General features: G+C 71.0%; 19 protein-coding genes and 4 pseudogenes. 11 read left to right on the top strand and 12 right to left on the bottom strand.

What is annotated here, in order from left to right:
* Positions 1–50 precede the first annotated feature (50 nt).
* The 3 genes and pseudogenes from OG534_RS00335 to OG534_RS00325 all read left to right on the top strand — a co-directional run bounded on the left by OG534_RS00335 (position 51) and on the right by OG534_RS00325 (position 2,422).
* A pseudogene (locus OG534_RS00335) lies at positions 51–801 on the top strand (dienelactone hydrolase family protein).
* Positions 802–878: 77 nt separating this feature from the next.
* Positions 879–1,421 (top strand): hypothetical protein, encoded by a 543-nt coding sequence (locus tag OG534_RS00330; protein WP_326586055.1) that lies wholly within the window; start codon positions 879–881, stop codon positions 1,419–1,421.
* Between the two features lie 650 nt (positions 1,422–2,071).
* Complete coding sequence (locus OG534_RS00325) at positions 2,072–2,422, top strand: hypothetical protein (protein ID WP_326586054.1); 351 nt, start codon at positions 2,072–2,074, stop codon at positions 2,420–2,422.
* A gap of 155 nt (positions 2,423–2,577) precedes the next feature.
* Here the strand turns inward: OG534_RS00325 and OG534_RS00320 are convergent, their stop codons facing one another.
* On the bottom strand, positions 2,578–5,037 hold the full coding sequence (locus OG534_RS00320; protein WP_326586053.1) for a CehA/McbA family metallohydrolase: 2,460 nt from the start codon (positions 5,035–5,037) through the stop codon (positions 2,578–2,580).
* Positions 5,038–5,226: 189 nt separating this feature from the next.
* A pseudogene (locus tag OG534_RS00315) lies at positions 5,227–6,022 on the bottom strand (SDR family NAD(P)-dependent oxidoreductase).
* A 139-nt stretch (positions 6,023–6,161) separates the two neighbouring features.
* Here OG534_RS00315 and OG534_RS00310 point away from each other — a divergent pair.
* The 5 genes and pseudogenes from OG534_RS00310 to OG534_RS00290 all read left to right on the top strand — a co-directional run.
* Positions 6,162–6,731 (top strand): annotated as a pseudogene (locus tag OG534_RS00310) (TetR/AcrR family transcriptional regulator); the annotation flags it as partial.
* A 325-nt stretch (positions 6,732–7,056) separates the two neighbouring features.
* Positions 7,057–8,109: a serine hydrolase domain-containing protein gene (locus tag OG534_RS00305; protein ID WP_326586052.1), complete on the top strand. Its 1,053-nt coding sequence runs from the start codon at positions 7,057–7,059 to the stop codon at positions 8,107–8,109.
* Positions 8,110–8,663: 554 nt separating this feature from the next.
* Positions 8,664–8,849: a hypothetical protein gene (locus OG534_RS00300; protein WP_326586051.1), complete on the top strand. Its 186-nt coding sequence runs from the start codon at positions 8,664–8,666 to the stop codon at positions 8,847–8,849.
* 745 nt (positions 8,850–9,594) lie between these two features.
* The gene (locus OG534_RS00295; RefSeq protein WP_326586050.1) at positions 9,595–10,815 is read left to right on the top strand and encodes a fibronectin type III domain-containing protein; all 1,221 of its coding nucleotides are present in this window, start codon (positions 9,595–9,597) and stop codon (positions 10,813–10,815) included.
* Positions 10,812–11,135 carry a hypothetical protein gene (locus OG534_RS00290; protein ID WP_326586049.1) on the top strand — a complete coding sequence of 108 codons (324 nt, stop codon included), beginning with the start codon at positions 10,812–10,814 and terminating at the stop codon, positions 11,133–11,135. The genes OG534_RS00295 and OG534_RS00290 overlap by 4 nt, the downstream gene beginning before the upstream one ends.
* A gap of 107 nt (positions 11,136–11,242) precedes the next feature.
* Here OG534_RS00290 and OG534_RS00285 read toward each other — a convergent pair whose 3' ends face one another.
* From OG534_RS00285 to OG534_RS00265, 5 genes are all read right to left on the bottom strand, one after another.
* The gene (locus tag OG534_RS00285; protein ID WP_326586048.1) at positions 11,243–12,349 is read right to left on the bottom strand and encodes an epoxide hydrolase family protein; all 1,107 of its coding nucleotides are present in this window, start codon (positions 12,347–12,349) and stop codon (positions 11,243–11,245) included.
* A 761-nt stretch (positions 12,350–13,110) separates the two neighbouring features.
* Positions 13,111–13,380 carry a hypothetical protein gene (locus OG534_RS00280; protein ID WP_326586047.1) on the bottom strand — a complete coding sequence of 90 codons (270 nt, stop codon included), beginning with the start codon at positions 13,378–13,380 and terminating at the stop codon, positions 13,111–13,113.
* 179 nt (positions 13,381–13,559) lie between these two features.
* Complete coding sequence (locus OG534_RS00275) at positions 13,560–14,276, bottom strand: DUF4232 domain-containing protein (protein WP_326586046.1); 717 nt, start codon at positions 14,274–14,276, stop codon at positions 13,560–13,562.
* Between the two features lie 290 nt (positions 14,277–14,566).
* Entirely contained in the window at positions 14,567–15,790 is a 1,224-nt protein-coding gene (locus OG534_RS00270; protein ID WP_326586045.1) for a serine hydrolase domain-containing protein, read from the bottom strand.
* Between the two features lie 100 nt (positions 15,791–15,890).
* Complete coding sequence (locus tag OG534_RS00265) at positions 15,891–16,400, bottom strand: DUF2199 domain-containing protein (protein WP_326586044.1); 510 nt, start codon at positions 16,398–16,400, stop codon at positions 15,891–15,893.
* 155 nt (positions 16,401–16,555) lie between these two features.
* Here OG534_RS00265 and OG534_RS00260 point away from each other — a divergent pair, with 155 nt between their 5' ends.
* Positions 16,556–17,062, top strand: coding sequence for a DinB family protein (locus OG534_RS00260; protein WP_326586043.1), 507 nt, complete (start codon positions 16,556–16,558; stop codon positions 17,060–17,062).
* A 12-nt stretch (positions 17,063–17,074) separates the two neighbouring features.
* On the opposite strand, the gene OG534_RS00255 is transcribed toward OG534_RS00260, so the two are convergent.
* Both OG534_RS00255 and OG534_RS00250 read right to left on the bottom strand, forming a co-directional pair.
* Positions 17,075–17,955 (bottom strand): IS5 family transposase gene (locus tag OG534_RS00255; RefSeq protein WP_326593400.1). Its coding sequence is split into 2 segments (ribosomal slippage): positions 17,075–17,592 and positions 17,592–17,955, totalling 882 coding nucleotides; the frame shifts between segments, so codons are not numbered across the junction.
* A 174-nt stretch (positions 17,956–18,129) separates the two neighbouring features.
* Positions 18,130–19,338: pseudogene (locus tag OG534_RS00250) on the bottom strand (IS701 family transposase).
* Between the two features lie 362 nt (positions 19,339–19,700).
* Between OG534_RS00250 and OG534_RS00245 the strand changes: the two are divergent.
* Positions 19,701–20,642: a hypothetical protein gene (locus OG534_RS00245; RefSeq protein WP_326586042.1), complete on the top strand. Its 942-nt coding sequence runs from the start codon at positions 19,701–19,703 to the stop codon at positions 20,640–20,642.
* A 140-nt stretch (positions 20,643–20,782) separates the two neighbouring features.
* Here OG534_RS00245 and OG534_RS00240 read toward each other — a convergent pair whose 3' ends face one another.
* From OG534_RS00240 to OG534_RS38520, 3 genes are all read right to left on the bottom strand, one after another.
* Entirely contained in the window at positions 20,783–21,208 is a 426-nt protein-coding gene (locus OG534_RS00240; RefSeq protein ID WP_326586041.1) for a pyridoxamine 5'-phosphate oxidase family protein, read from the bottom strand.
* 246 nt (positions 21,209–21,454) lie between these two features.
* Positions 21,455–21,763, bottom strand: a complete 309-nt coding sequence (locus OG534_RS00235) for a hypothetical protein (protein WP_326586040.1) — start codon at positions 21,761–21,763, stop codon at positions 21,455–21,457.
* Positions 21,764–21,970: 207 nt separating this feature from the next.
* Positions 21,971–22,441 carry a hypothetical protein gene (locus OG534_RS38520; protein ID WP_442807196.1) on the bottom strand — a complete coding sequence of 157 codons (471 nt, stop codon included), beginning with the start codon at positions 22,439–22,441 and terminating at the stop codon, positions 21,971–21,973.
* Here OG534_RS38520 and OG534_RS00230 point away from each other — a divergent pair.
* A complete protein-coding gene (locus tag OG534_RS00230) occupies positions 22,433–22,705 on the top strand; it encodes a hypothetical protein (RefSeq protein WP_326586039.1) in 273 nt (90 codons plus the stop codon). The genes OG534_RS38520 and OG534_RS00230 overlap by 9 nt on opposite strands.
* Positions 22,706–22,712: the final 7 nt, after the last annotated feature.

Raw genomic sequence — 22,712 nt, 5'->3', positions numbered from 1 at the left:
TACGCGCTGAGAGAGGCTGTGCACCGGCAGCAGCCCGAGGAAGGAAGACCTTGCCCACCAAGACTCTGCAGATTCCCACCACGGACGGCCGGGCCGACGCCTTCGCCGCCTTCCCGGACGGTGGCGAGAGGCATCCGGGGGTGCTGCTGTACACGGACGCGTTCGGCGTGCGGCCCGTGCTGAGGGAGATGGCCCGCGAACTGGCCGGGCACGGGTACTACGTCCTCGTCCCCCACCTCTACTACCGGCACGGCCCGGCACCGGTGATCGAACTCCCCGAGCACATCGGAAACGAGAGCCGGCCCGCGGTCTTCGCCCGGCTGATGCCGTTGATCGAGGCGCACACCACGGAACGTGCCCTCAGCGACGCCGACGCGTACCTCAGGTTCCTCACCACCCAGCCCGAGGTCAGCTCCGGTCCGGTCGCGGTGATCGGCTACTGCATGGGCGCCGTGCTGGCGATGCGCACCGCAGCGGCCCACCCCGACCAGGTGGCCGCCGTCGCCGGATTCCACCCCAGCCCCCTGGTCACCGACGCACCCGACAGCCCGCACCGCCTCGTCTCCGCGCTCACCGCCCAGGTCCACCTCGGCCTCGCCGAGAACGACATGTCGCCCGAGACCATCGGTGAGCTCGACCCAGGCCCTGGATGCCGCAGGTGTCGGCTACACGTGCGAGGTCTACCCCGGCACCGTCCACGGCTTCACCATGTCCGACACCGACGCCTTCAACCCCTCCGCGCTGCAGCGCCACTGGGAGCGCCTGCTGCCCCTCCTCGACCGCTCCTTGACCGGCAGCTGAGGCTCACGGCGTGACGACCACGATCACCCGGCCCCATGAGTCCCGGAACGAGTCCCGGGCCGCTCGCCTGATCACCGATGGGCTCGATCCCAAGACCTGGATCATCGCCGACACCCTCCTCATCGGCTGGCACGACAGCCGCCTCGCCCGACATCGGATGGGGTCTGCTCGGCTGCCTGTTCGCCGCGGTCATCCCTCTGGCCTTCATCACGTACGGCATCCGCCGCGGCCGCTGGGCCGACCGGCACGTCGGCCAGGGGCAGCAGCGCATCATCGTGATGGCCTTCGTCGTCGCCTCGGTCGCCACCGGCATCCTGTTGCTGTGGGCCTTCGGTGCCCCCCGAACGATGATCGCGCTGATCGTGGCCATGCTGGTCACCCTGGCCGCCCTCCTCGCCGTGACCCCTGCCTGGAAGATCAGCGTGCACGCGGCCGTGTCCTGCGGAAGCGTGGCCATGCTCGCCATGACCTACGGGCCCTGGGTGCTCCTCGCCTCCCTCCTGGTCGCCGTCGTCAGCTGGTCCCGGGTGGAGCTGAGGGACCACACCCTCGCCCAAGTCCTGGTCGGCGCCGCGGTGGGCGGAGCCGTCGCCGCCGGGACCTTCGCTCTGGCCCGATAGCCGAGCAGAGCCGACACGCGAGGCGGCACCGAGCCGAGGGGAAACATCGGAACCGTGACACTCGGCGTTTCCGGGATGACTTTCCCAGGGCACTCGGCAAGAAAATCGTTCAATCCCAGGAGATGCTCCCTTGTGTCGGCAGGTGGTCGGGCAGGACGGGGGTGAAATCGCGGGGCCGCCGTCGGTGCCACCTGAGAACATCGCTCGTGGTCGGACGACCGACCACAACGGGGGGACAGGGCATGGACGACGAGAACGAGAAGAACGAGAACGAGAACACGTACGCGTGGCCGCGCGGGGCGACACCTCTTCGGCCATGGCACAGCTCGAGGAGTGGCTCGCCGAGCGCGGCTGGGAGGTCGACCCGACCGTCTACATGGCCGGCACGGCGGGCGCCGCCGTCCAGGTGCGGCGCGTCGGGGCGGCCTGGGCCGACGGCGAGGCCGGTCTGCTGATCCTGCCCGCGGAAACCGTGGTGTGGGACGGGACCCGCATGCGGATTGCACCCCGGGCCGCTGGTACCCGCGCGGTGCCCGGCCTCGTAGACCGCGCCCGGGCCGGCGTGGGAGGTGCGGGAGGTGCGAGGCCCGTCGCGGTCTCCGTGCCACGGGTCGCCTCGCGGCGTACCGGAACGCATGATGGAACAGGTGATGACCGTTTTGGTGGTCGGCGTGCCCGACGGCGAGCAGCTGGAGCTGCTCCGCTCGGGCATCCAGCGCAACCCGCACTTCCGGGTCGTCTCGCATGCCCACGACGCCGCCGTCGCCTTGGCGCACGCCCGCGTCCTGCTGCCCGACATCACCGTCCTGTCCCTGCCCGCCAGGATCGACCGTCTCGACGCGGACCCGGACGTCCTGCGCGTGTTCCACGGGGTGCGCGCCCTGGACCCCCCGAGCGGGGTGGTGCTGCGGACGTCCGCAGCCCACGTGCCCCGCGCGGTGTCGGTCCTCGCGGCCGAGGAGCCGTCCACGTCGTGCGCGAGGGAGACTCCGAAGCCCTGATGCGGGCCCTGCGCACGATCGGGCTGCGCAGGGCCAGCTGCGACCCCGACGAGATGCCCTGACCCCGTCGGGGGCGAGCGGGCCTCGGACTCGAACGCCTCGAACCCCTCGAAGGCCTCGCCGATCCGATCGACGGCAGGGTCCGAAAGACACGCCTAGCCGGCGCTGATGGCCGCCAGGTGCGTGGTGCCGTCGTGCAGGGCGGTGATGCGGACCTGCCCCGCGGGGAAGGGGTCCTTCCCGTTCGGGCCGGGTATCCGGGCGAACGGCGTCCACGAGCCGTCCGGCTTCCTGACGTTGTGCCAGAGCCGTCCGTCGAGCCCGACCGCCACGACCTGGGCGGAGCCGTCGGGCGTCCCCGTGATGCCGATGGCGCTGGCCCCCATGGTGGCGGTGGTGACGCCCCGCGGGGGCCGGAAGCCGGTCCAGGAACCGTCCGGCCGCCGCAGCTGGTGGTACACCAGCCCGTCGAGCCCGATCGCGAGGACCTGGGAGGAACCGTCGGGCATCCCGGTGATCGCCAGGGCAGGACCCGAGAACGTCGGGGCCCCGTTGTAGCCGGCCAGGCGTCCCCAGGGCGTCCACGCACCGTCCCGCCCGCGAGCACAGTGGTACATGGCACCGTCCGTGCCGTAACTGAGCAGTTGGGCGGACCCGTCGGGCATGGCGGTGATCGACACCTTCGTCGCACCCCAGCGGCTCTTCGAGGTGAAGCCGGACAGGGGTCGGAACCCCTGCAGCCCGCCGTCCGCGCGGCGCTGCTGGTGGAAGGCGGTGCCGTCCATGGCCGTCACCACGATCTGGCAGGTGCCGTCGGGAAAGGCCGCGACGTCCGCCTCCCGGACGGTGAAGCCGGCCGAGCCGTCCGGTCCCGCGACCCGCTGCCAGGGCTGGAGCGTGACCGCACCCCGTACGGTGGTCAGCCACAGGCCGTTGTCGGGCGCGATGCCCAGCACCACGACGGAGCCGTCCGGCATGCCCGCCACGGCGCTCTGGATCCCCGTGAACGAAGCGGCGCCGGCGGTGGCGCCCGGCAGCGGGCGCATGCTGCTCCACGACCCGTCGCGGCGGCGCTCGGTGTGGAAGAGCGCGCGCCGTTCGACGTCGTACGGGGGCAGTTGCGCGGAGTAGAACCACACCGGGTTGGTGAGGGCCACCAGTTGGTCCAGCGTGGTGGAGGCGGGCTTGGGCCGGCGCACCTCGGCCCGGGCGAACAGGGAGGCCTTGCCCCAGCCGCGCCAGCGCAGCTGCCCGCTGCCGCTGCCGTCGATGCAGGTGGCGGCCATGATGCCCCACTCGGTGTACAGGGTGGCGATGCTGTCCGGGGCGCCCGTCACGTTCAGGGTCACGTCGACGGCGTCGAAGAACGACAGCGGCAGTTCCTCGCCGGGCCCCGCGACCGCTCCGCCGGCGCGCGCGGTGAAGTCCACGGTCACGGCCGCGGATTCGACGGCGTACGACCGGCCCAGACGCAGTGCGTCCAGCACGGCGGGCGTCGACAGGCCGGAGGCGTACACCACGTTGTGCGGCCGGCCGACGGCGTCCCCGTGGCTGTGGGCGTCGCTGTTGCCGACGGCGGCGACCCGCTTGCCGAGGCAGAGCATGACGTGCCAGGCGGCGATGTTGGCGGCGTCGTCCAGGGTCCACGGTCCGTTCCACACCTCCAGCGCGTCCACGCGGTCGAGGCCGAACTCCCAGAAGGATCCCGGTGCCGGCGTGAGCGGATGGGCGGCGATCGTCAGTCCGCCCAGACTGTGCACGCGCCGGGCGTGGCCCTCGAAGGCCCCCTGGTTCGCGGGGCCGTAGCGCCAGTCGACCCATTCGCCCTGCGGCAGGCCGACGGCCAGCCAGTGGCCGTGGCGGGTGGTGACCTCCTCGGCGTTGATGACCAGCAGGTCGGTCGGGACGTTGCCGCGCCACGTCACGCCGGTGGAGCTGGTGTTGTGGTCGGACGTGGCGATGAAGTGCAGCCCCTCCTGGCGGGCGGCCGCCACGATCTCGTCCACCGTGCGCTTCCCGTCGGAGTGCACGCTGTGCAGGTGCAGGTCGCCCCGGTACCAGCCGGGCCCCCGCCCCGCCACCGAGGTCGGCAGGACGTCGTACGGGGCCTGGGGCAGCGGGTCTCCGTGGTGCAGGGTGACGTCGACCTGCCAGGCCATTCCGGCGGCGCTGCCGACCATCGGCCCGAGGATGACGGACCACTTTCCGGGCTCGACGGGCCCGGGCACGTAGCCGGGGGTGGCTTCCGCCGCGGAGAGGGCGAACCCGGACCGTTCGCCGCCCGACCAGCCGCGGAAGCCGGACGGGCCGAAGATGCCGAGATCCAGGATGCCGGCGGAGGCGTCGTGGGAGGTGGAGACGGAGATCCGTTGCACTCCGGCGGGGACGTCGAAGGCGACGTACGCCCACTGGTCGTTGCCGTAGGGGGAGTGGCCGCGGTAGGTGGTGGTCACCGCGTCGGTCCCCTGGCCCCGCGTCGTGGCGTGCGCGATCGGTGCGGGAACCAGCGCGGCGGCTCCGCCCGCGGCCAGCAGGGCCCCTAATCGGAGCAGGGACCTGCGCTCGACATGCGGGTTGGGGTCGGGCGCGTCCTTGGGGAGGTGTTCACTCGGCACAGCCGTGCTCTCCGTTCACGTGAGGTGGCAGGGAAGGCGTGCGGGGTGCGGGTGCGAAGGCGCGTGGGTGCGGAGGCGTGCGGGCGCGGGCGGATCCGTACGAGGGTGGGGGAGTCGGGGCGAGCGGTGCTCCTGCCCGGCGGTCGCCCGGCGGTGGCCCGGCGGCGGGAGCACCGGCGCTCGCCCCGCCTAACGGCTCGATCGCTGGGCGTCGACGATCTGCCGCACGGAGCCGTCGACGTCCGCCCGGGCCTGGACCCGCTCGGCGAACCCGGGGAACTGCCCGGCGATCGCGCTCAGCAGCCGCAGCTCCAGTGGCGCGACATTGACCTCGCACCTGTCGCGGCGGACGGCTCGTACGACGCCGGCGGCGACCTGGTCGGGCGTGACGGTCCTGATGCCGTTCGGCGTGGCGGCACCGGTAGCGGCGAACATCCCGCGCGTCGCGGACGAAGCCGGGCTGGACCAGGGACACTCCCACCCCCTTGCCCCTGAGCTCCTGGCGCAGGGCGAGGGCGAATCCGCGCAGCCCGAACTTCGTCGCGTTGTACAGGGAGGTCGACTTGGTCGCCGCCTTGCCGGAAATGGAGCCGACCAGCACGATGTGGCCGTGCGGCCGCGGGCCGCCATGTGCGCCGCGAGCAGCCGGGTGAGCAGGATGGGCGCGCGAAGGTTGACGTCGAGGGCGCGGTCGAGCTGCTCCTCGGTGTAGTCCAGAAGGTCGCCGCTGGCGGGCAGCGCGGCGTTCGCGACGAGGACGTCCGCCTCGGCGCAGGTCTCGGCGAGGCGGACGACATCGGCGCGGACGGCCAGATCGGCGACCACGGTGCGGGCGCCGCAGGCGTCCGCGGTGGCCTTGAGGGCCTCCTCCCCGCCGTCCGGTGACGGTGAGGCGGGCCCCCTGCAAGGTCAGGTGCGCGGCAAGTGCGGAGCCGATGCCTCCGGTTGCCCCGGTGAGGAGAACGTTCGATCCAGATATGTCCATGACAACTCCCGGTGCGGCCTTCGGCTGTTCGTTCGAACGAACAGTAGGGATGACTCCGCCCCTTGTCCACACCGCGTCCGCCGCCAACGCCCCAGCCCTGCCAGGGCAGTCGTACCCGCCGATGGGGCAGAATGACGCCATGCCCCATGCTTCCGACACCCGCCAGAGCATCATCGACGCCGTACTGCGGATCATCGGGCAGGACGGCATCGCCGCCGTCACCAACCGGCGGATCGCGAAGGAGGCCGGAGTCTCCCTCGGTTCCGTCACCTACCACTTCGCCACCCAGCACGAGCTGCTGCGCGAGAGCCTGCTGCACTTCGTGGCCGAGGAGACCCGGCACTTCACGCAGCTCGCCGACGCATGCTCCGACGAGCGCTTCGACATCGGACAGGCGGCCGAGGTGGTGGCGCAGGTCGCGGGCGGCAACGGCTTCGACAGCCGCCACATCGCGCCCTTCGAGCTGTACGTCCAAGCCGGCCGCGACGAACGGCTGCGTGCCGCCGCAGCCGAGTGCTTCGCCGCCTACGACCTGCTGGCCACCCGGATCCTGACCCAACTCGGCGTGCCGGACCCCGAACGCCTGGCCGCCGCGGCCGTCGCCCTCGTCTTCGGACAGCAACTGCGCCGCCTGGCCACCGGCGCCCCCGCCGAGGACCTCGTCGACACCCTGCTGATCCTCACGAAACTCACCCCGGCGCAGACCCCGCAGACGCCGCCTGCTCGCCTGCTCGCCTGCTCGCCTGCTCGCCTGCTCGCCCGCTCGCCTGCTTGGCGGGACCAGAGGGCGCCGGACGGTCCCGGATCCCGCTGCGGCGCCGTGGTCGTCGTTGGCTCATCGGATCTCGCACCGCTTGATCAGGATCTACTGGCCCGCGGCCAGTGGCCCGCCGAGGGGCAGATCGTCCACGTGGTCCCGACCGCGGGTGACCCACCGTCATCGCCTCGTCGTACTGCTCAGGTCGGAGTGCCGACGGCCGGAAATCATCATCAGGGCGCACCAGTAGCGCGAGGACGCAGCCATGATGGCCGTCATGGCACAAGAACTTGGAACCCTCGCCCAGCAGACCGCGGACCGGCTGGCCGAGCAGCGCGTCGGCGCCGTAGTGGCCGTCGTGGCGGAAGACGCCGTGGAGATCCGGGGTGCCGGCAGCACCGGCGCGGACCACGGCCGTGCCCCCGGCCCCGACACCCTGTTCGAGATCGGCTCGGTGACCAAGTCGTTCACCGCCCTGGCCCTGGCGCGCCTGGCATCCGCCGGCACGGTGGGCCTGGACGAGCCGCTCGGCGATCTGCTGCCCGACGGGACGGCCGTACCGTCACGGGACGGCCGTCAGATCACCCTGCAGCATCTGGCCACCCACACCTCCGGCCTGCCGCGACTGCCTCGAGGCATGCTCCTCCAGGCTCTGCTGCGCCCGTCGAAGCCGGATCCGTACGCCGACTGCACGGCCGACGTCCTGCTGTCGGGGCTGGCCAGGACGCGCCTGGGGACCACGCCGGGGAAACGGTTCCGCTACTCCAACCTCGGCGCCGGGCTGCTGGGGCTGGCCCTCGCCCGCCGGGCCGGCACGGAGTACGAAGCCCTCATCACCCGCGAGATCTGCGCCCCGTTGGGCATGACCGACACCGTCGTGACGGTGGACGGCACCCGCTCGGAACGCTCCGCGCAGGGTCACGGCCGCCGCGGGCGCCCCGCCGCACCGTGGCACCTCGCCGACCTGGTGGGAGCGGGCGGCCTGCGGTCGACCGCGACCGACCTGGTGGCCTTCGTACGGGCCCAGCTGGACGGCGGTCCCGCAGAGCTCGCCGAGGCGATCCGCCTGAGCCGTTCGGTCGAGCACCGTACGAGCCCCTTCGCCTGGGTGCACCTCGGCTGGATGGCTCACCGCCTCCACCCCCGGCAGGGCTCCCACCTCCAGGTCTGGCACAACGGAGGGACCGGGGGCTTCTCCTCCTTCGTCGGCTTCGACCCGGAGAAGCGGCTTGCCGTCATCGCCCTCGGCAACACCCAGCGCCCGGTGGACGGCCCTGCCTTCGACCTCCTGCGCACCCTTCAGTCGGAGCATGCGGCCATGCCGCACTGACACGGCTCGGCGTCCGGCGGGGGCGGTGACCTCGTAGACTCGGTTCAAGATCCAAATGCACCGAGGCGGGGGACCCGATGAACACACGCGAGATCCGAACGGCGACGAGACTCATCGGCCGGCGCAACACCTTGCGGTACCTGGCGGTCGGGGTCGGCGCCACACCGCTGGCCGCCTGCACCGGCAAGGACAAACCGGCCGCCCCACCGTCCTCGTCGCCTGCCCCGTCCGGTTCCCCTTCCCCTTCGCTCTCGCACTCCCCGGCTGCCCCACGTCCGCCACGTCCCCCACGTCCTCCGCGTCCGCTGCGAGCGGTGTCGTGGGGCGCGCCTTCGCGGAATTCGTGAAGGGCACTTGGGCGATCCGGTCGACCCTCCCCGGTGGCCAGGGCGGACGCAAGAGCGACGGCAAGGCGGTCGTCGGCGCCGACGGCACCTGGAGCATCGTCTGGTCGGGTCCCGCCGGCACCTGGAACGGCCGGTGGAGCCACCAGCGAGGCCGCCTCGACATCCAGGTGCTCACCGGCCCCAAGGGGGAGGGCGAGGGCACTCGACGTGTCCTTCGCCGAGCGCGTCCCCGACACCGTGGACGACCGGGTCGCGCTCTCCCTGCCCTGGTACCCGCTGGGCGCCAACGACATGTTCGGCAAGCTGGAAGCCGCCTACAACGGAAGCGAACTGCGCATCCGCCACATGGATCTCTCCGGATCCATGTCGATCCACGTGTGCACGCGCACCTGACGGCCCTTGCCCTGCCGCGGGCCCCCGGACCGGCGGACCGGCGGACCGGCGGACCGGCGGACCGGCGGACCGGCACCCCATACTCCCCGTACCGGGTACCCGGTACCCGGATCCCTTCTCCACTCGATGCGACTTCGGTCCTCGCGGGCACCAGCCGGTCCCGGCCCGGGTACTGCTCCCGGTCCCGGTGAAGGTCGTTGCTCATTGCTCCCCTTCGTGAGGGTTGCGGCGGCCGGGTGTTCCCCGCGCCGGTCGCATGGCTCCGGAGGGCTGAGGTCGCCGGGAATCTGGTCTGCGGGGATTTGGCCGAGTGGGTCCCTTTCCCCGGAGTCCCTGGAACACCCCTCCACCAAACCCGCTGTTCGGATGCGCATGCCGGAAGGTAAAGTCCCCTCCGGCGGAGGATCGACCCCACGGGCCCGACCGTAGCCGCCCTCTCCCACGCCACCTTCACCTCCTCACGGAGCAGCCCCGGCATGTCGCCGGGGTCCTGGAAAGGCCCTTCGTCTGCGACTCGCGTACCCGGCTGAGCGCGCTGGCCACGACAGCCCTCCTCACCACGGTCGGCAGCGTCCTCGTCGCCACCCCGGCGACCGCCGCCACCCCGCCCGTCACGCTCTCCGCGGACGACGTCACCGACAGCCCGGATACCGCCGGCAACACCCCCGGTTCCGTCGCACCCTCCACGATCTCCGCCACACCGCGTGGCGCCCGCCCGCCCGCCGGGCGCCTGTTCGACCGGTGGGTGGAGGCGGTCCCGGCGACGCCCGCCGGCCTGTCCGCCACGTACGACGCGATGACGGGCCAGGCCACCCTGCGCTGGACCGCGAGCAAGGAAACGGACCTCGCGGGCTACCGCGTGTACCGTCGGCTCGCCACCACGAGCTGGTCCAAGGCCAGCGGCTCCGCCCTGCTCACCGCCCCCTCCTTCACCGACGCGCTGCCGGCCACCGGCCAGACCTTCTTCTACGAGGTCCGCACCGTCGACAAGGGCGGCCGCGAGTCCCGCGGCAGCCTCGACGTGTCGGCGACCTCCCTGGACCGGACCGGCCCGGCAGCCCCGGCCGGCCTGACGGCCACAGGCGACAGGTTCACCACCTTGCTGCGCTGGCAGCCCGTGGCCGATGCCGCCCGGTACGAGGTGTACGGGGCCGCGCAGTCGGCCGGCCCGTACACGCTGCTCGGCACGACCACCCAGCCGTCGTACGACGACCACCTCACGCCCGCCAACGCCCCCCGCCACTACCGCGTCCGAGCCCTCGACGCGAAGGGCAACCCGTCGGCGTTCTCCGCGACCGTGATCGGCGACGGCGTCGACCGGACGCCCCCGCAGGCCCCGACGGACCTGACCACCTACGTCCAGGCGTCCGAGACCCGGGTCTCCTGGAAGATGCCGGACTCCTTCGACAACGACCGGGTGAACGGCGGCCACTTCCGCCTGTACCGCTCTCCGGGCACCACCCTCGACCCCGCCACGCTAACCCGCGTGTCCTGCGTGAACACCGATTCCGCGTACGACCGCATGTGCGCCGACCAGGGCATGACCCCCGGCGCCCACTACACGTACGCCGTCACCGCGGTGGACGCGGCCGGAAACGAGTCGGCGCTGTCCGCCCCCGTCACCGTCCGCAGCGGCGACCGCGTGGCCCCCGGCCCGGTCACCGGCCTGCGCGCCACACCACGCAACGACGGCATGCTGCTGAGCTGGGACGCTCCGGCAGAGGACGACATCGCCTCGTACTTCGCCTGGCGCGGAGTACGTCAGCCCGACGGCACGGTCCGCTGGCTCGAAAGCTGTTCGGAAGGCACGTCCGACCCGCAGGCGATGCTCTGCCCGTCCATCCCCGACGGCGAGACCTACGTCTACGCCGTGATAGCCAAGGACCGCTGGGACAACCGGCTGCGGCTCGACGATCCGACGGTCGCCACGGTCACGGCCACCGAGCTGGACCTCGTCCGTCCGTGACCGTCGTCACCACCGGGCTCCTCAACGGCGGGTCCTACGCCACGATGATCACCGGACCGAGCAGGCTCGTCGTTTCGTGGGGATGCCACGACACCTCGCTGTGCGACCCGATCGTCGGCTATCGGGTCAGCAGGTGGAACCCGTCCACCGAGGCGTACGAACCGCTGCACGCCGGGCTGTTGCCGACCGAGACCAGGAACTACACGGACGACACGGCAGCGCAGGGGAACACGTACTTCTACACGTTCGAGGCGCTGCGGGCGGACGGCAGCACGGCCATGTCCCACGCATGGGCGACGACCATCGCGGATCTCGTCTGACCCGGCCCGGAACGAGCGGCGGATACGAGCGGCCTGCTCGGCAGGGTCTTCCGCCTGGGCGTTCTCCTGTGCGCCGGGCCGTTCGCGGCGGCGGCCGGCGGTGCGTCTCAGCCGGTGGCGACCTGATCGTCGTCCTTGATGCTGGTCAGGAAGAACTCCCGGACATCCTCGGCGAGTAGTTCCGGCACCTCCATCGCGGCGAAGTGCCCGCCGCGGTCGAACTCGGACCAGTGCCTGATGTCGTACAACCGCTCGGCCAGCGGTCTCACCGACTGGGTGATGTCGTGCGCGAACACCGCCACGCCCACCGGCACCGGGCGCGGCTCGGTCCGCCGCGGCGTCTCGCGGTGCAGCCGCGCCGAGGATGCGGCGGTGGCGGTCAGCCAGTACAGCGAGACGTCGGTGAGCATCCGGTCGTCGCTGATCGTCGAGCGGGGGTCGGTCCACTGCGCGAAGCGCTCGGCGATCCAGGCCAGTTGGCCGACGGGAGAGTCGGTCAGCGCGTAGCCGATGGTCTGCGGGGTGGTGGCCTGCAGGGCCTGGTACGGCGGGCGGTTCGCCATCAGCTGCCTGACCTTGTCCAGCCGGGCTTCATCCGTTGCGGACAGTTCGACGTCGGCGTCCGGGTCCGGCCGCGTCGGCAGGTAGTTGAGGTGCACCCCGACCACCTGCTCGGGTGCCACCGCGCCGAGCGCCGTCGAGATGCCCGCGCCGAAGTCGCCGCCCTGCGCACCGTAGCGCTCGTACCCGAGACGGCGCATCAGCTCGGCCCAGGCCCGCGCGACGTGGACGCTGTCCCAGCCGCGCTGGTGGGTCGGCCCCGAGAAGCCGTAACCCGGGATGGACGGAATCACCAGGTGGAAGTCGCGCGACAGCGGCTCGATCACGTCCAGGAACTCCAGGAACGAACCGGGCCAGCCGTGGGTGAGGATCAGCGCGAGCGCGTCCGGCTTCGCCGACCGGACGTGGACGAAGTGGATTTTCTGGCCGTCGATTTCGGTGGTGAAGTGCGGCAGCCCGTTGAGCTCGGCCTCGTGCGCACGCCAGTCGTAGCCGGTGCGCCAGTACGCGGCCAGCTCCTTCAGCCGCGCCAGCGGGAAGCCGTAGTCCCACCCGGCGTCGGCGACCTCGTTGGGCCAACGGGTGCGGGAGAGACGGTCGGCCAGGTCGTCGAGGTCGGTCTGGGGGATGTCGATGCGGAACGGCTTGATCACGGTTCTTCCCTCCAGGAAGATTCATTCGCAGCCCAAACGTTCGTGCCACTAACGCGGCTAGATCGTTGGTAGCACTAACGCAAGGGGGGAGGGGGAGGCCGCCATAAACCCGACCCCGCCTCCCGCCTCCCGAACGCGCCCCCCACCGGCCCGGCTGCACGCCGGTGTCTGTGGCCGTCGCTGACCGCCTCGTCGGCGAGTGTCTGGCCGCCGAGGGCGCGCACAAGGGACACTTCGCCGCACTGGTCGCCCTCGCCGAGGCCGGCGCGGCCGGCCAGGCCGGACTCGGCCGCCGCACCGGCATCTACCGCAGTGACACGCGGTCGCCGTCCGCCACGAGCTCGCCGAATCCGAAGGCATCCGCCGCGACCCCGCCCCCGACGGACCCGCCCCACGACGTCAAGGTGCTGATTCACGAAGTGAGGAGGGCCGGCGTGCGCAATGGACCGCGGAGAGAGCAAGCCCTCGTCTTCCTGCGTGCCGAGCACGACAGTTCGACATCAACGATGACGACGGCGAGCACGACCATGACGTGCAGGTCCACTGCGAACTCCGCGATCTGGCTCCACGGGAGAGCCCGGGACGGGAGCTCGGCCCCGCAGCTGAGGTTGGAGAGGAGTCCGGGGCCGTCACGGACGTGACACCCGCAGGGTGCCCCCGGAGGGCGCCGCCCATCCACTCGGCGAACGCTCGGCCCAGGTCCGGTCGCCGGCTGATTGTGTATCGACCGCCGGCCCCCGATCGGAACCCGGCGCGCCGGGTCAGGAGCTGCGGTCGTCCTCGATGCTCACGTCGGCGGGCCAGGTTGCGTGGGTGATGAAGTGCGCGACGGCACGGCACGCAAGGTCGAAGGTGACGGTGTCACGGTCGGCGTATGTGTCGATCTGCCCGTTGGACAGTGGATAGCGCCCAGAGCTGCTGTCGGCGTGCGGATCGACGAGGTGCTCCCAGGGGCTGCCATCGGTATCCGTCAGGACCACCATCGCGCGTTCGCCGTTCGTGACCACGGCCAGCTGCCTGCCCCTCGCCACGAAAATGTCCTCCGACCAGGAGCCCGGCCACGCGGAGCCCGGCGAGCAGGCGCAGGTCGGACTCGTATGTGATGAGTCACAAGTCTCACACCCGAAATCGAACCGCGGCTCCACCGCCGTTGTGCTTCCCCCCGGTTGCTCGGCCCAGCGGCAGCGCCCGGCCCCCGATGAGGGAGCTCCTAGCTGTTGCCCGACCTGAACAGGAAGTCCTCGACCGCGCGGAGATCGGTGTTCCAGTACGTGACCCGGGGCGTGGGGCCGACGGTGAGGGACTCGACCTCGTCCGACAGCCTGATGTCGAGCGGTGCCACATCCGTGTTGCTGTTGGGGGCGCGGTCCTGGTAGCCGAGGGAGAACGATGTGACGTTCGTCGTCTTCTGGCCGGCCCGGAAGACGAACAGGCCCGCATACGCCTTCTCCTTCGGCCCGATCGTGGCGATGGCCCGCGGCTCGGACTCCATCGGACTGACCGGAGCTCCGATGTCGGTGCCGAAGCGGACGTACGGGTAGTGGTAGAGGGTGCAGGCCCTGTCGGTGAAGTTGGTGGCCGTGATGAGGAGGTGCTGGCCCGAATCCTGTCGCCACCCCGACGTGTCGATCGAGAGGTCGTTGTCATTGCAGGCCGCGATGGTGGTGTCACCGCCGCCGGGGCCGGCCGAGCCGCCACCCGGGCTCTGCGAGGGGCCGGTCGTACCGCCGCCACCGGGCTGGGCGGTGCCGGCCGTGCTCGGCGTACCGGAGGGCGTGGGGACGCCGGTCGCACTCGGGCTGCCGGAGGCGGTGGGGCTCTTGCCGTCGTCCGCGCCGCCGGACTGGCAGGCCGTGGACGAGAGGAGCGCGGCGATGGCCGGGACCCCAAGGGCGTAGGTCTTCCAGCTCTTGCGGGCAGTGCGCATGGTAGCCCCCGTGTGCCTTCACCTGGCTCGAAACGTGTGGTCGACCATTCGGTTGTGCCCGGCGGAATCGCTGGAATCCCCTTCCCGTGGGACCGTTACGGACCCAGGACGTGAAGTCACCATTCCGTCCAAGTGGTCGTGGTCCCTCCACTGCCCGCCGGATCGTCCACCAGGTGATCCCGCCCTGCCCCCCTCGACCCCGACCCCATGGATCACCTGGCCCCGACGGGACCGCCGACCGCTACGCGCCTCCAAGGGGCCGCCATGGCCGACTCGGGGGACGCCTTCGCTCACGAGGTGCCGCGGCCCCCGGCGCACAACGCGTTGTCGATCAGGGTGCCGGCCGCGCCCTCCTGGGCCAGTATGTGCTCCGGGGTGTCGCCGCGTGCCTCGGACATGGAGACGACGGCGCTTCGCTTGCCGTCGTCGGTGACGCCGTTGTGGGTGATGTAGCCGCCGTCGCCGCCCTCGTGGCTCCAGTAGGTTCCCCCGCAGGTCAGGGGGCGTTCAACCAGGCCGAGCCCGTATCGGCCGCCGGGCCACAGCTGTTGGACCTCCGCGCTCACGGGGACGGTCTGCTTCATCTTGGCCAGTTGACCCTTCGGCAGCAGGCGGCCCCCGAGCAGGGCGCGGAAGAAGTCGTTCTCGTCCGGTGTGGTCGTGACCCACGAAAGGTTCTGGTGGTCCACCGGTATCTGTTCGGTGACGTCCACCACGGAACCGGGGCCGAAGAGCTGGTACGCCCGGGCGTGCGGACGGGGCAGGGTGGGCGAGGTGCCCATCCACCGGGTCTGGTCGAGGCCGAGCGGGCGCAGGATGCGGTCTTCGATCTCCCGGTGGGCTGGTTGACCGGTGGCCATCCGGATGATCATGTCCAGCAGGACGTAGCCGGTGTTGGAGTACTCCCAGCCCTCACCGGGCGGGAAGTTCGGCGCGTGGGCCATGGCTCGGGCAACCAGCTGCTCGGGGCTGTGGACGTCGTGGCGCTGCTGCCGGTATTCCTCCGGTGTGGTGTATCCGGGCAGGTCGTCGTGGATGCCGCTGGTGTGCTGGAGCAGTTGGCGGAGGGTGATCCGGCTGCCGTCGTTGCCGTTCCCCCGCACCACTCCTGGCAGTCGGCGGTCGACGGTGTCGTCCAGGGAGAGCCTGCCCTCCGCCTCCAGTTGGAGGACCACGGTGGCGACCATCGTCTTGGACGTGCTGGCCATGCGGAAGTACCCGTTGGACGAGACCGGGCGGCCGGTGCGCAGGTCGGCCGTGCCGCTCGTGGCGACCGACTGCCGACCGCCTGGTGCGACCGTGCGGGCCTGCACGCCGCTGACACCGAGGGCGTGGATCGCCTCGGTGTCCCGGCGTAACTGGTCTGCGGCGGAGGAACCCGGGGGTCGGGCCACGGCGCTCGCCGCCGTGGCGGCGAGCAGCAGGCGGTGGCCGTGGCCAGTACCACGGAGAGGCGCGAGCGTGAAGTCGAAGTCATGGCGGAACGCTAGGTCCGCCCGACGGGCGGAGACCATCCGATGCACCCCAGGATCGGAAGGGGGGATATCCCCCGGCACCCGTCGGGGAAGGGCCCACCCGCCTACGACCGGTGTTCCGACGACGACATGAGGTGACTCAGGCCGGATGCAGCACCGCCACGGCGATCTCACGCACACGGTCCTGCGTGATCCCGGTGCGCTGTTCGACGGCGAGCGGGTGCTCGTTGGGCTCCAGCTCGATGGAAGGGCGCTTGCCCACCGGTCGCGTGTGGGCGTTGGTCTTGAGGTTGGTGGTGCTCTCGGAGTAGAGCGCGAGCTCGGTGCTGAGCCAGCCGAAGTACGGCTTCTCGGCTTCACGGCCCTCCGTGTTCCACACCTCGAGAGCACGGGCGAAATTGTCCCTGCTCAGAGAGACCCAGACGCCCCACGAGAAGACGTCCTGGCTGCCGATCACCGGTATCTCGATCATCCCTCTGACGAAGAAGTGCTGGCCCTTGATCACACACTGGTCGGACGACAACATGCTGTCCGGATCACTTTCGAAGCTGGGGTCCCAGTCGTCAGGAGCCATGGCAGAGTAGGCCATGGGAAGGTCTGCGTGCTGTTCGCCGCAGGAGGAGCATGTGAAACCGAGATCGATAGACATGGCGCGAGCCTAGGGCCTGTCCGGCGGATCATGCCGGGCGGCCCACCGGCGCTGAATCGCTGTAGCGACCCGCCGGACAAGGAGCTAGGTGGAACAGGTTGGGCCCGTCGAAAAATACTTCGACATCGGTCGCGTGATCGGGGACGCTTCGCGCGATGACCAGAATCGACGACACGCCGCCCGCGTGGGACGAGCGCACCCAGCTCACCACGTTTCTCGACTACGCACGTGACACCGCCCGCGCCAAGTGCGATGGCGTCTCGGTGGAGAACGCCCGCAAGGCGCTCCTGCCGGGCTCACCGCTGATGACCATGAGCGGATTGATCAACCATCTCCGCTGGGTCGAGTACTACTGGTTCCAGGTGGTCTTCCTCGGCGAGGAAGACCAGGGCCCCTGGACCGATGAGGACCCCGACCGCGAGATGCGTATCGCCGTCGACTTCCCGCTCACGCAGTTGCTCGACGAATACGCCGAACAGAGCGCCCGTTACCGCGAACTGGTCGCCGGGAACAGCCTGGACACCCAGGCCAAGGGAGCCGTCCGCGACGGTCTCCATGTCGACCTGCGCTGGATCCTCCTCCACCTCACCGAGGAGACAGCCCGCCACAACGGCCACCTGGACATCCTGCGCGAGATGCTCGACGGCCAGACCGGCGACTAGATCCGGCAGAGATCACGGGCGAAGCCAGAGTCGGATCGAGGCGACGGTGACGGTGCTTTGGAAGACGTAGCCGCGCTTGTCGAACCTCGTCGCCACGGCCCGGAAGTTCTTCAACGCGTTGATCGTCCGCTCGACTTCGTTCCTGCGCTTGTAGATCGTCTTGTCGAAGCCTGCGGGCCGGCCGCCCTTGCTGCCCCTTCGTTGGCGGTTGGCCCGCTGGTTCTTCGGTTCGGGAATGGTGTGCTTGATCTGGCGTCGTCGCAGGTAGCGGCGGTTGCGGCGGGAGGAGTGCGCCTTGTCGCCGCCGAGATGGTCGGGCCGCGTGCGCGGGTGTCCGCCGCCGAGGCGGGCGACATGGATGCGGTCCATGACCGGGATGAGCTGCGGAGCGTCGCCCCACTGGCCCGGAGTGATCAGCAGGGCCAGGGGGCGGCGTCCACCCTCACCGGCGAGGTGGATCTTGCAGGTCAGACCGCCCCGGGAGCGTCCGAGTCCCTCGTCGGGGCGGTGCTGTCGGGGCGTGCGTCTTTTCCCGGCACTCGTGGCGGTTTCCTACGAGCCCCGGCGGCGTGCTGATGGGCCCGGCAGGAGGTCGAATCGACGCTTACCATCGACCAGTCGATCCGGCCTTCCGCGTCGGCGTCGGCCAGGACGGCCGCGAAGATCCTGTCCCAAGTGCCGTCCGCCGACCAGCGTCTGTGCCGTTCGTACACCGTCTTCCAAGGGCCGAAACGCGCAGCTAGATCCCGCCACGGCACCCCCGTGCGCAGTCGGTACAGGATCCCGTTGATGACCCTGCGGTGGCCGGCCCACCGGCCGCCGCGCTGCCCGGACTTCGGCAGATGCGGCTTCAGCCGGGCCCACTCCTCATGCGCTAAATCTCCCCGCCCCATGCTCATGCCAACGACCCGATGCCACGACGGTCACAAGATCCGCCGGACAGGCCCTAGTAGTGCTTTGTTAGCTGGTGTCGTGGGGCTGCCATGGGGTGGGTTGTCGGCAGGTGGGGCAGGTGCCGGTCCAGGTGGCGAGTAGGTGTTGGAGGAGGTCCAGGGCCTGGTAGAGGGTCAGGCCCTGGCAGGGGCTTTGGGGCTCCTCCGCTGTTCGGTCAGGAACAGGTGGGCGGCGGTGACGAGGGTGACGTGGCGGTGCCAGCCGGTGAACGAGCGGCCCTCGAAGTGGTCCAGGCCCAGGACGGTCTTCAGCTCGCGGTAGTCGTGCTCGATCCGCCACCGGGCCTTCGCCAGGCGGACCAGGTCCTTGGCAGGGATGTTCGCGGGCAGGTTCGAGATCCAGTACTTCACCGGCTCCGCCTCGTCCTCGGGCCACTGCGCGATCAGCCAGACGAGGGGATCGTCCCGTCGGCTGCCGGTTTCGGGCGGCGGCCGGCGAGGCGGACCCGAAGGTGCACGAAGTGCGAGCTCATCGCGGCCCTGGAGCCTTTGCGCCAGGTCAGCGTCCGGCCACGGCTCCGCCCGGCAGCCAGCACATGGTCGCGTAAGGAACGTGGCCGGGTGCGGTATCGAGGCAGAGGGCGGGGCCCGAGCCCGCTGCAGGCGGGCTGATGCGGCTCGGCCTCCTCACCATGGGCGGTCATCCCGCCCTTGACCTGCAGGACGTAGGCCAGACCCCGGTCCTGAAGGCCGTGACGGAAGTCGGCGTTCGCGCCGTAGCCGGCGTCGGCGACCAGCGCGGCGGGCCGCAGACCGATCGCGGACAGCTCGTCGAGCATGTCCAGCGCGAGCTGCCACTTGGGGCGGTGGTGTTCGGTGGCGGGGATCCGGCAGGCCTTGTGGCGGACGGCCGCCTCGGGCCCGTCCCAGCCAGCCGGCAGGAACAGCCGCCAGGACAGCGGACAGGAGGCCGTGTCGGAAGCGGCGTGGACGCTGACGCCGATCTGGCAGTTGCCGACCTTGCCCAGCGTGCCCGAGTACTGGCGGGCCACGCCCGGCGAGGCGGTTCCGTCCTTGGGGAAGCCGGTGTCGTCCACGACCCAGACCTCGGGCCGCACCGCGGCCACGGCCCGCCATGCGAGCCGGGCCTGGACGTCCTCGACCGGCCAGGTCGAGGACGTCATGAACTGCTGCAGCTGCTGGTGATCGATTCCGAGGCGTTCGGCCATCGGCTGCATCGACCTTGCGTCGGCCGTCCAGCAACAGGCCCCGCAGATACAACTGGCCCTTCTCCAGCCAGTCCCGCCGCACCAGCGGCGCGAACACCTCCGAAGCGAACTCCTCCAACCGGACCCGCACCGCCCCAAGCTCCCCAGCCCTCATACAACCAGCGAACTACCGAACACCCGACGTGACAAGACCGGGTAACAAAGCACTACCAGCGACCGCCTGAACAAGCGTCACCGGAGGCCACCACCCGACAGCCGCTGCCGACGCCCCCCGTGTCGACGGCGACGAGGCAGAGTCCCGCAGAACCGGGCCAGTTGAGCGAGAGGCAGCCTCGCGGGGGCGGCGCAACTGTCAGTGCTGACCCGTACGTTGCTCGACGCCGCCGAGGCCGACCCGCTCCAGGCCGCCCTGGATGCGGTGTTCGCAGCCGTGGTTGCCTACGGTGAGAACCCGTGTCGGGTGAAGGCGGAGCTCGTGGGCGTGTGGCACTCGCTGAGATGCCCTAGCCTGCCCCGATGACCGACCTCACCGCCGCGCTACCGGACTTCGCCCCCTACGCCCGCTCCGCCACCCTCCTCCGGCCGACGGCCGGCACGCCCGGTGTGCGGGAGAGTTCCATCGGGGGACCGCTGTTGTGGCCGGTCGAGGAGGCGTGGCCCGTGTGCCGCGAGCCGCGACTCGTCGAGGTGCGCGAGGCGCTGACCGACGAGGAGCGGGAGCTCTGGGCGGGGATCGACCGTCGGAGGCGGGAGCGCCGGAGACGGCGGGTGTCGGTGGTCGGCGCGGAGGATTCCGAGCTGATGGACCGCATCATGGACGGCGGGTCCCTTGACCTGGCGTCCTGGGAGCGTGTGCGGTGCGAGCCGGCCGGGGTCGGTGACGGGGTGCCCATGGTGCCCGTGGTGCAGGTGTTCGCGCGGGATGTGCCGGGGTGGGAGTGGCCCGGAGGCGCGGATGTGGTGCAGGTGTTGTGGTGTCCGCAGGATCACGCGGAGCCGGCAGGCCGGCGGTTCTACTGGGGGCCGACGGTGACGGTGAGGTTCCGGTCGTCGTCGGACGTGGGGGCCGTGGCGGAGGCCCCTCGGTCGGCGGGGGCGCAGGGGATCTATGTGGCTCGGCCGTGTGTGCTGGATCCGGCGGAGGTGGTGGACCTGCCGGCGGGCGACGAGATACCGGAGGAGCTGTTCGAGCGGGGTGAGGCGTGGGCGCGGGCCCGGGGGACGGAGTACCACCGGACGCTGGCCTGCAGGCCCGGGTGGAAGGTCGGAGGGTGGCCGAGCTGGCACCTGACCAATCGGATGCGGGTGGACTGCGGTGTGTGCGGGGCGGGGATGCGGTTGTTCCTGACGGTGGACAGCGGCGGTGATCCGGGTCTGACCGTGGGGCGCTTCGGGGAGTTGCGGGTGTTCGTGTGTCCGGCGGACGGCGCGCATCCGGTGGGGTTGAACATCCAGTAGAGGAGACGTCCGGGAGGGGCCCTGAGGCTCGGGTCGGTCGGTCCCCTTCGCATCGGTAGCGGCTTGCCCGACGCCGTTCGGCCCGGGCATGCCGACGGCTCGCCGAGCTGAGGCCGGCACCACCGGGAGCAGCGGCCGGTCTACACCTGGCCGAGGTCCGAACTCACCCACCGTGCCGGACGCATGTGGATGACGACCTGCTCGCCGTGGTTCTTCCACGCGTCGTCGACGTAGCCGTCCACCTTCTCAGGGGGCAGGTACCGCGAGGAGATCCACACCAGCTGCTCGCGCACCGCCGGTACGGTCGAGACGACCGGGCCCTCGACCGACACGTACCGGATCGTCGGCTCCACGCGGTCGACCATCAGGCTGAACCGGCCCGCGGACTTGATCAGTTCGGCCTTGCGGGAGTCGCGGCCGGTCATGATCCAGATGTCGCCGCCGCGGGTGTAGTGGTACCAGATCGGTACCGTCAGCGGCGCACGGTCATCGCCCGCGCTCACGGCGAGGGCAGCGATGTGGGGTTCGGCGAGGAACTGCTCACGCTCGGTCCGGGACAGTGCCACGGCATCCTCCTTCAGGACGGAAGGCCTACTCTGTGAAAACCTCTCCCCGCTCCTGCCCATTCCCCGTACGTCACCCGCATGGCCGCGCAGCGAACCAGCGCCCGGTGGCGTGGGCCACGCGGAGGAGAGGGGACGACGTGGCCTGATCGGTTCGCCGGGGAGGGGTTTGAGGGAGTGGCCAGTGGTCATGCGCGCTTCAGGGCCCTACCGGGCGGGGACCCCGTAGCCGGATACCCGGCGTTCTGCTCAGGACTCGCCGTCGACCCCTGTGACCGCCGGAGGTCCCAGGGGCGCGTCCTTCTCCGAGAACCCCAGCTCTTCCAGGGCGTCGGCTGCCAGGCGGACGGCGTCGGCCTCGGCCGTGGCCCGGTTCGAGGCCTCGACTTCGAGCCGGACGGAGAAGGTACCGTCCTCGTGGACCGTGAGCAGTTCCACGTCTTCGGCCTCGCTCAAGTCGGTGTGGTGCGAGGCCAGCCTCCTGGCCAGCGCGGAGCGTGCTGCATCGTCGACGTCCTTCAGGAACGTGCCGGGCACGGTGATGACGTAGGTGGTCACTGCTGCCTCCTGTCGGCTGGCAAAGGCGCTGGCAAACGCGGGGCCTCGTTGTGGGATGCCCCGGTGTCGCGCTTCAAACCCCTCAAGCTCCAGACCAGAATGCCGGGTGCTGCCTGCAAGCCCGCAGCCCCGCCGCGGCGTGTCTGGGTTACTGGGCCAGGTCAGTGGTGGTCAGTGCTGCGACCGTTCATCGTGCACGCTGTCTCGTCATGGGCATGGGCATGGGCAGGGGCATGGGCATGCGAAGTACGCAACCTCCCGCCCGTAGGCAAGCATGAAGCCGGTCCCGGCTGCGGCCACCTGGATCCCTCCGTGCGGCAGGTGGGTGCGCGAGACGTCCCTACCGCTCTTGGCATCCCAGACGATCGCGGTCCCGTGATTGCTGGCGGTGATGGCGAGGGGTCCCTTCGGGCCGTTCACCACCGCGACGGCCCGTACGTCTCCGTTGTGGCCGCTGAGCGTGTGGCGCCGGGCGCCGCTGACCACGTCCCAGACGATCGCCGTCCTGTCGTCGCCGGCGGTGATCGCGAGAGGCCCGTCCGGGCCTTCCACCACCGCAACCGCCCGCACTACGTCTGTATGGCCGGTGAGCGTGTGCCGCCGGGCGGCGTGGGTCTGACGCGTCGCCCACGCCGGAGTCGGAGGAACGGGCCGCCCGGCGAGCGGGGCGTGGGTGATGGTGCGCGCGAGGCCGGACTGCTGCCAAGCCGCGGCGTCGAGGGCGAGCAGGGCGCGGCGGGCCTCGGCGTGGTGGCGGCGCGGGTCGTGGGTGACGGTGGTGCGGTAGATATCGGCGTGGAGGAGGCCCTGCTCGGTACGTGCGTGGTGGAGGTGAGGGGCGAGGGTGTCGGGGTCGGCGTGGAGGAGGTAGCAGGGGTCGGTGAGGAGTTGATCGAGAGCGTCGCCGCCGGCTGCGGCGGCGTGGGCGGCCGCGTGGCGTAGGAGGTAG

This window comes from Streptomyces sp. NBC_01294, assembly GCF_035917235.1.
In the GTDB taxonomy this organism is placed as follows: Bacteria; Actinomycetota; Actinomycetes; order Streptomycetales; family Streptomycetaceae; genus Streptomyces; species Streptomyces caledonius.
The sequence above is the reverse complement of the archived record's forward strand: the minus strand, read 5'-3'. Positions and strand labels throughout refer to the sequence as shown.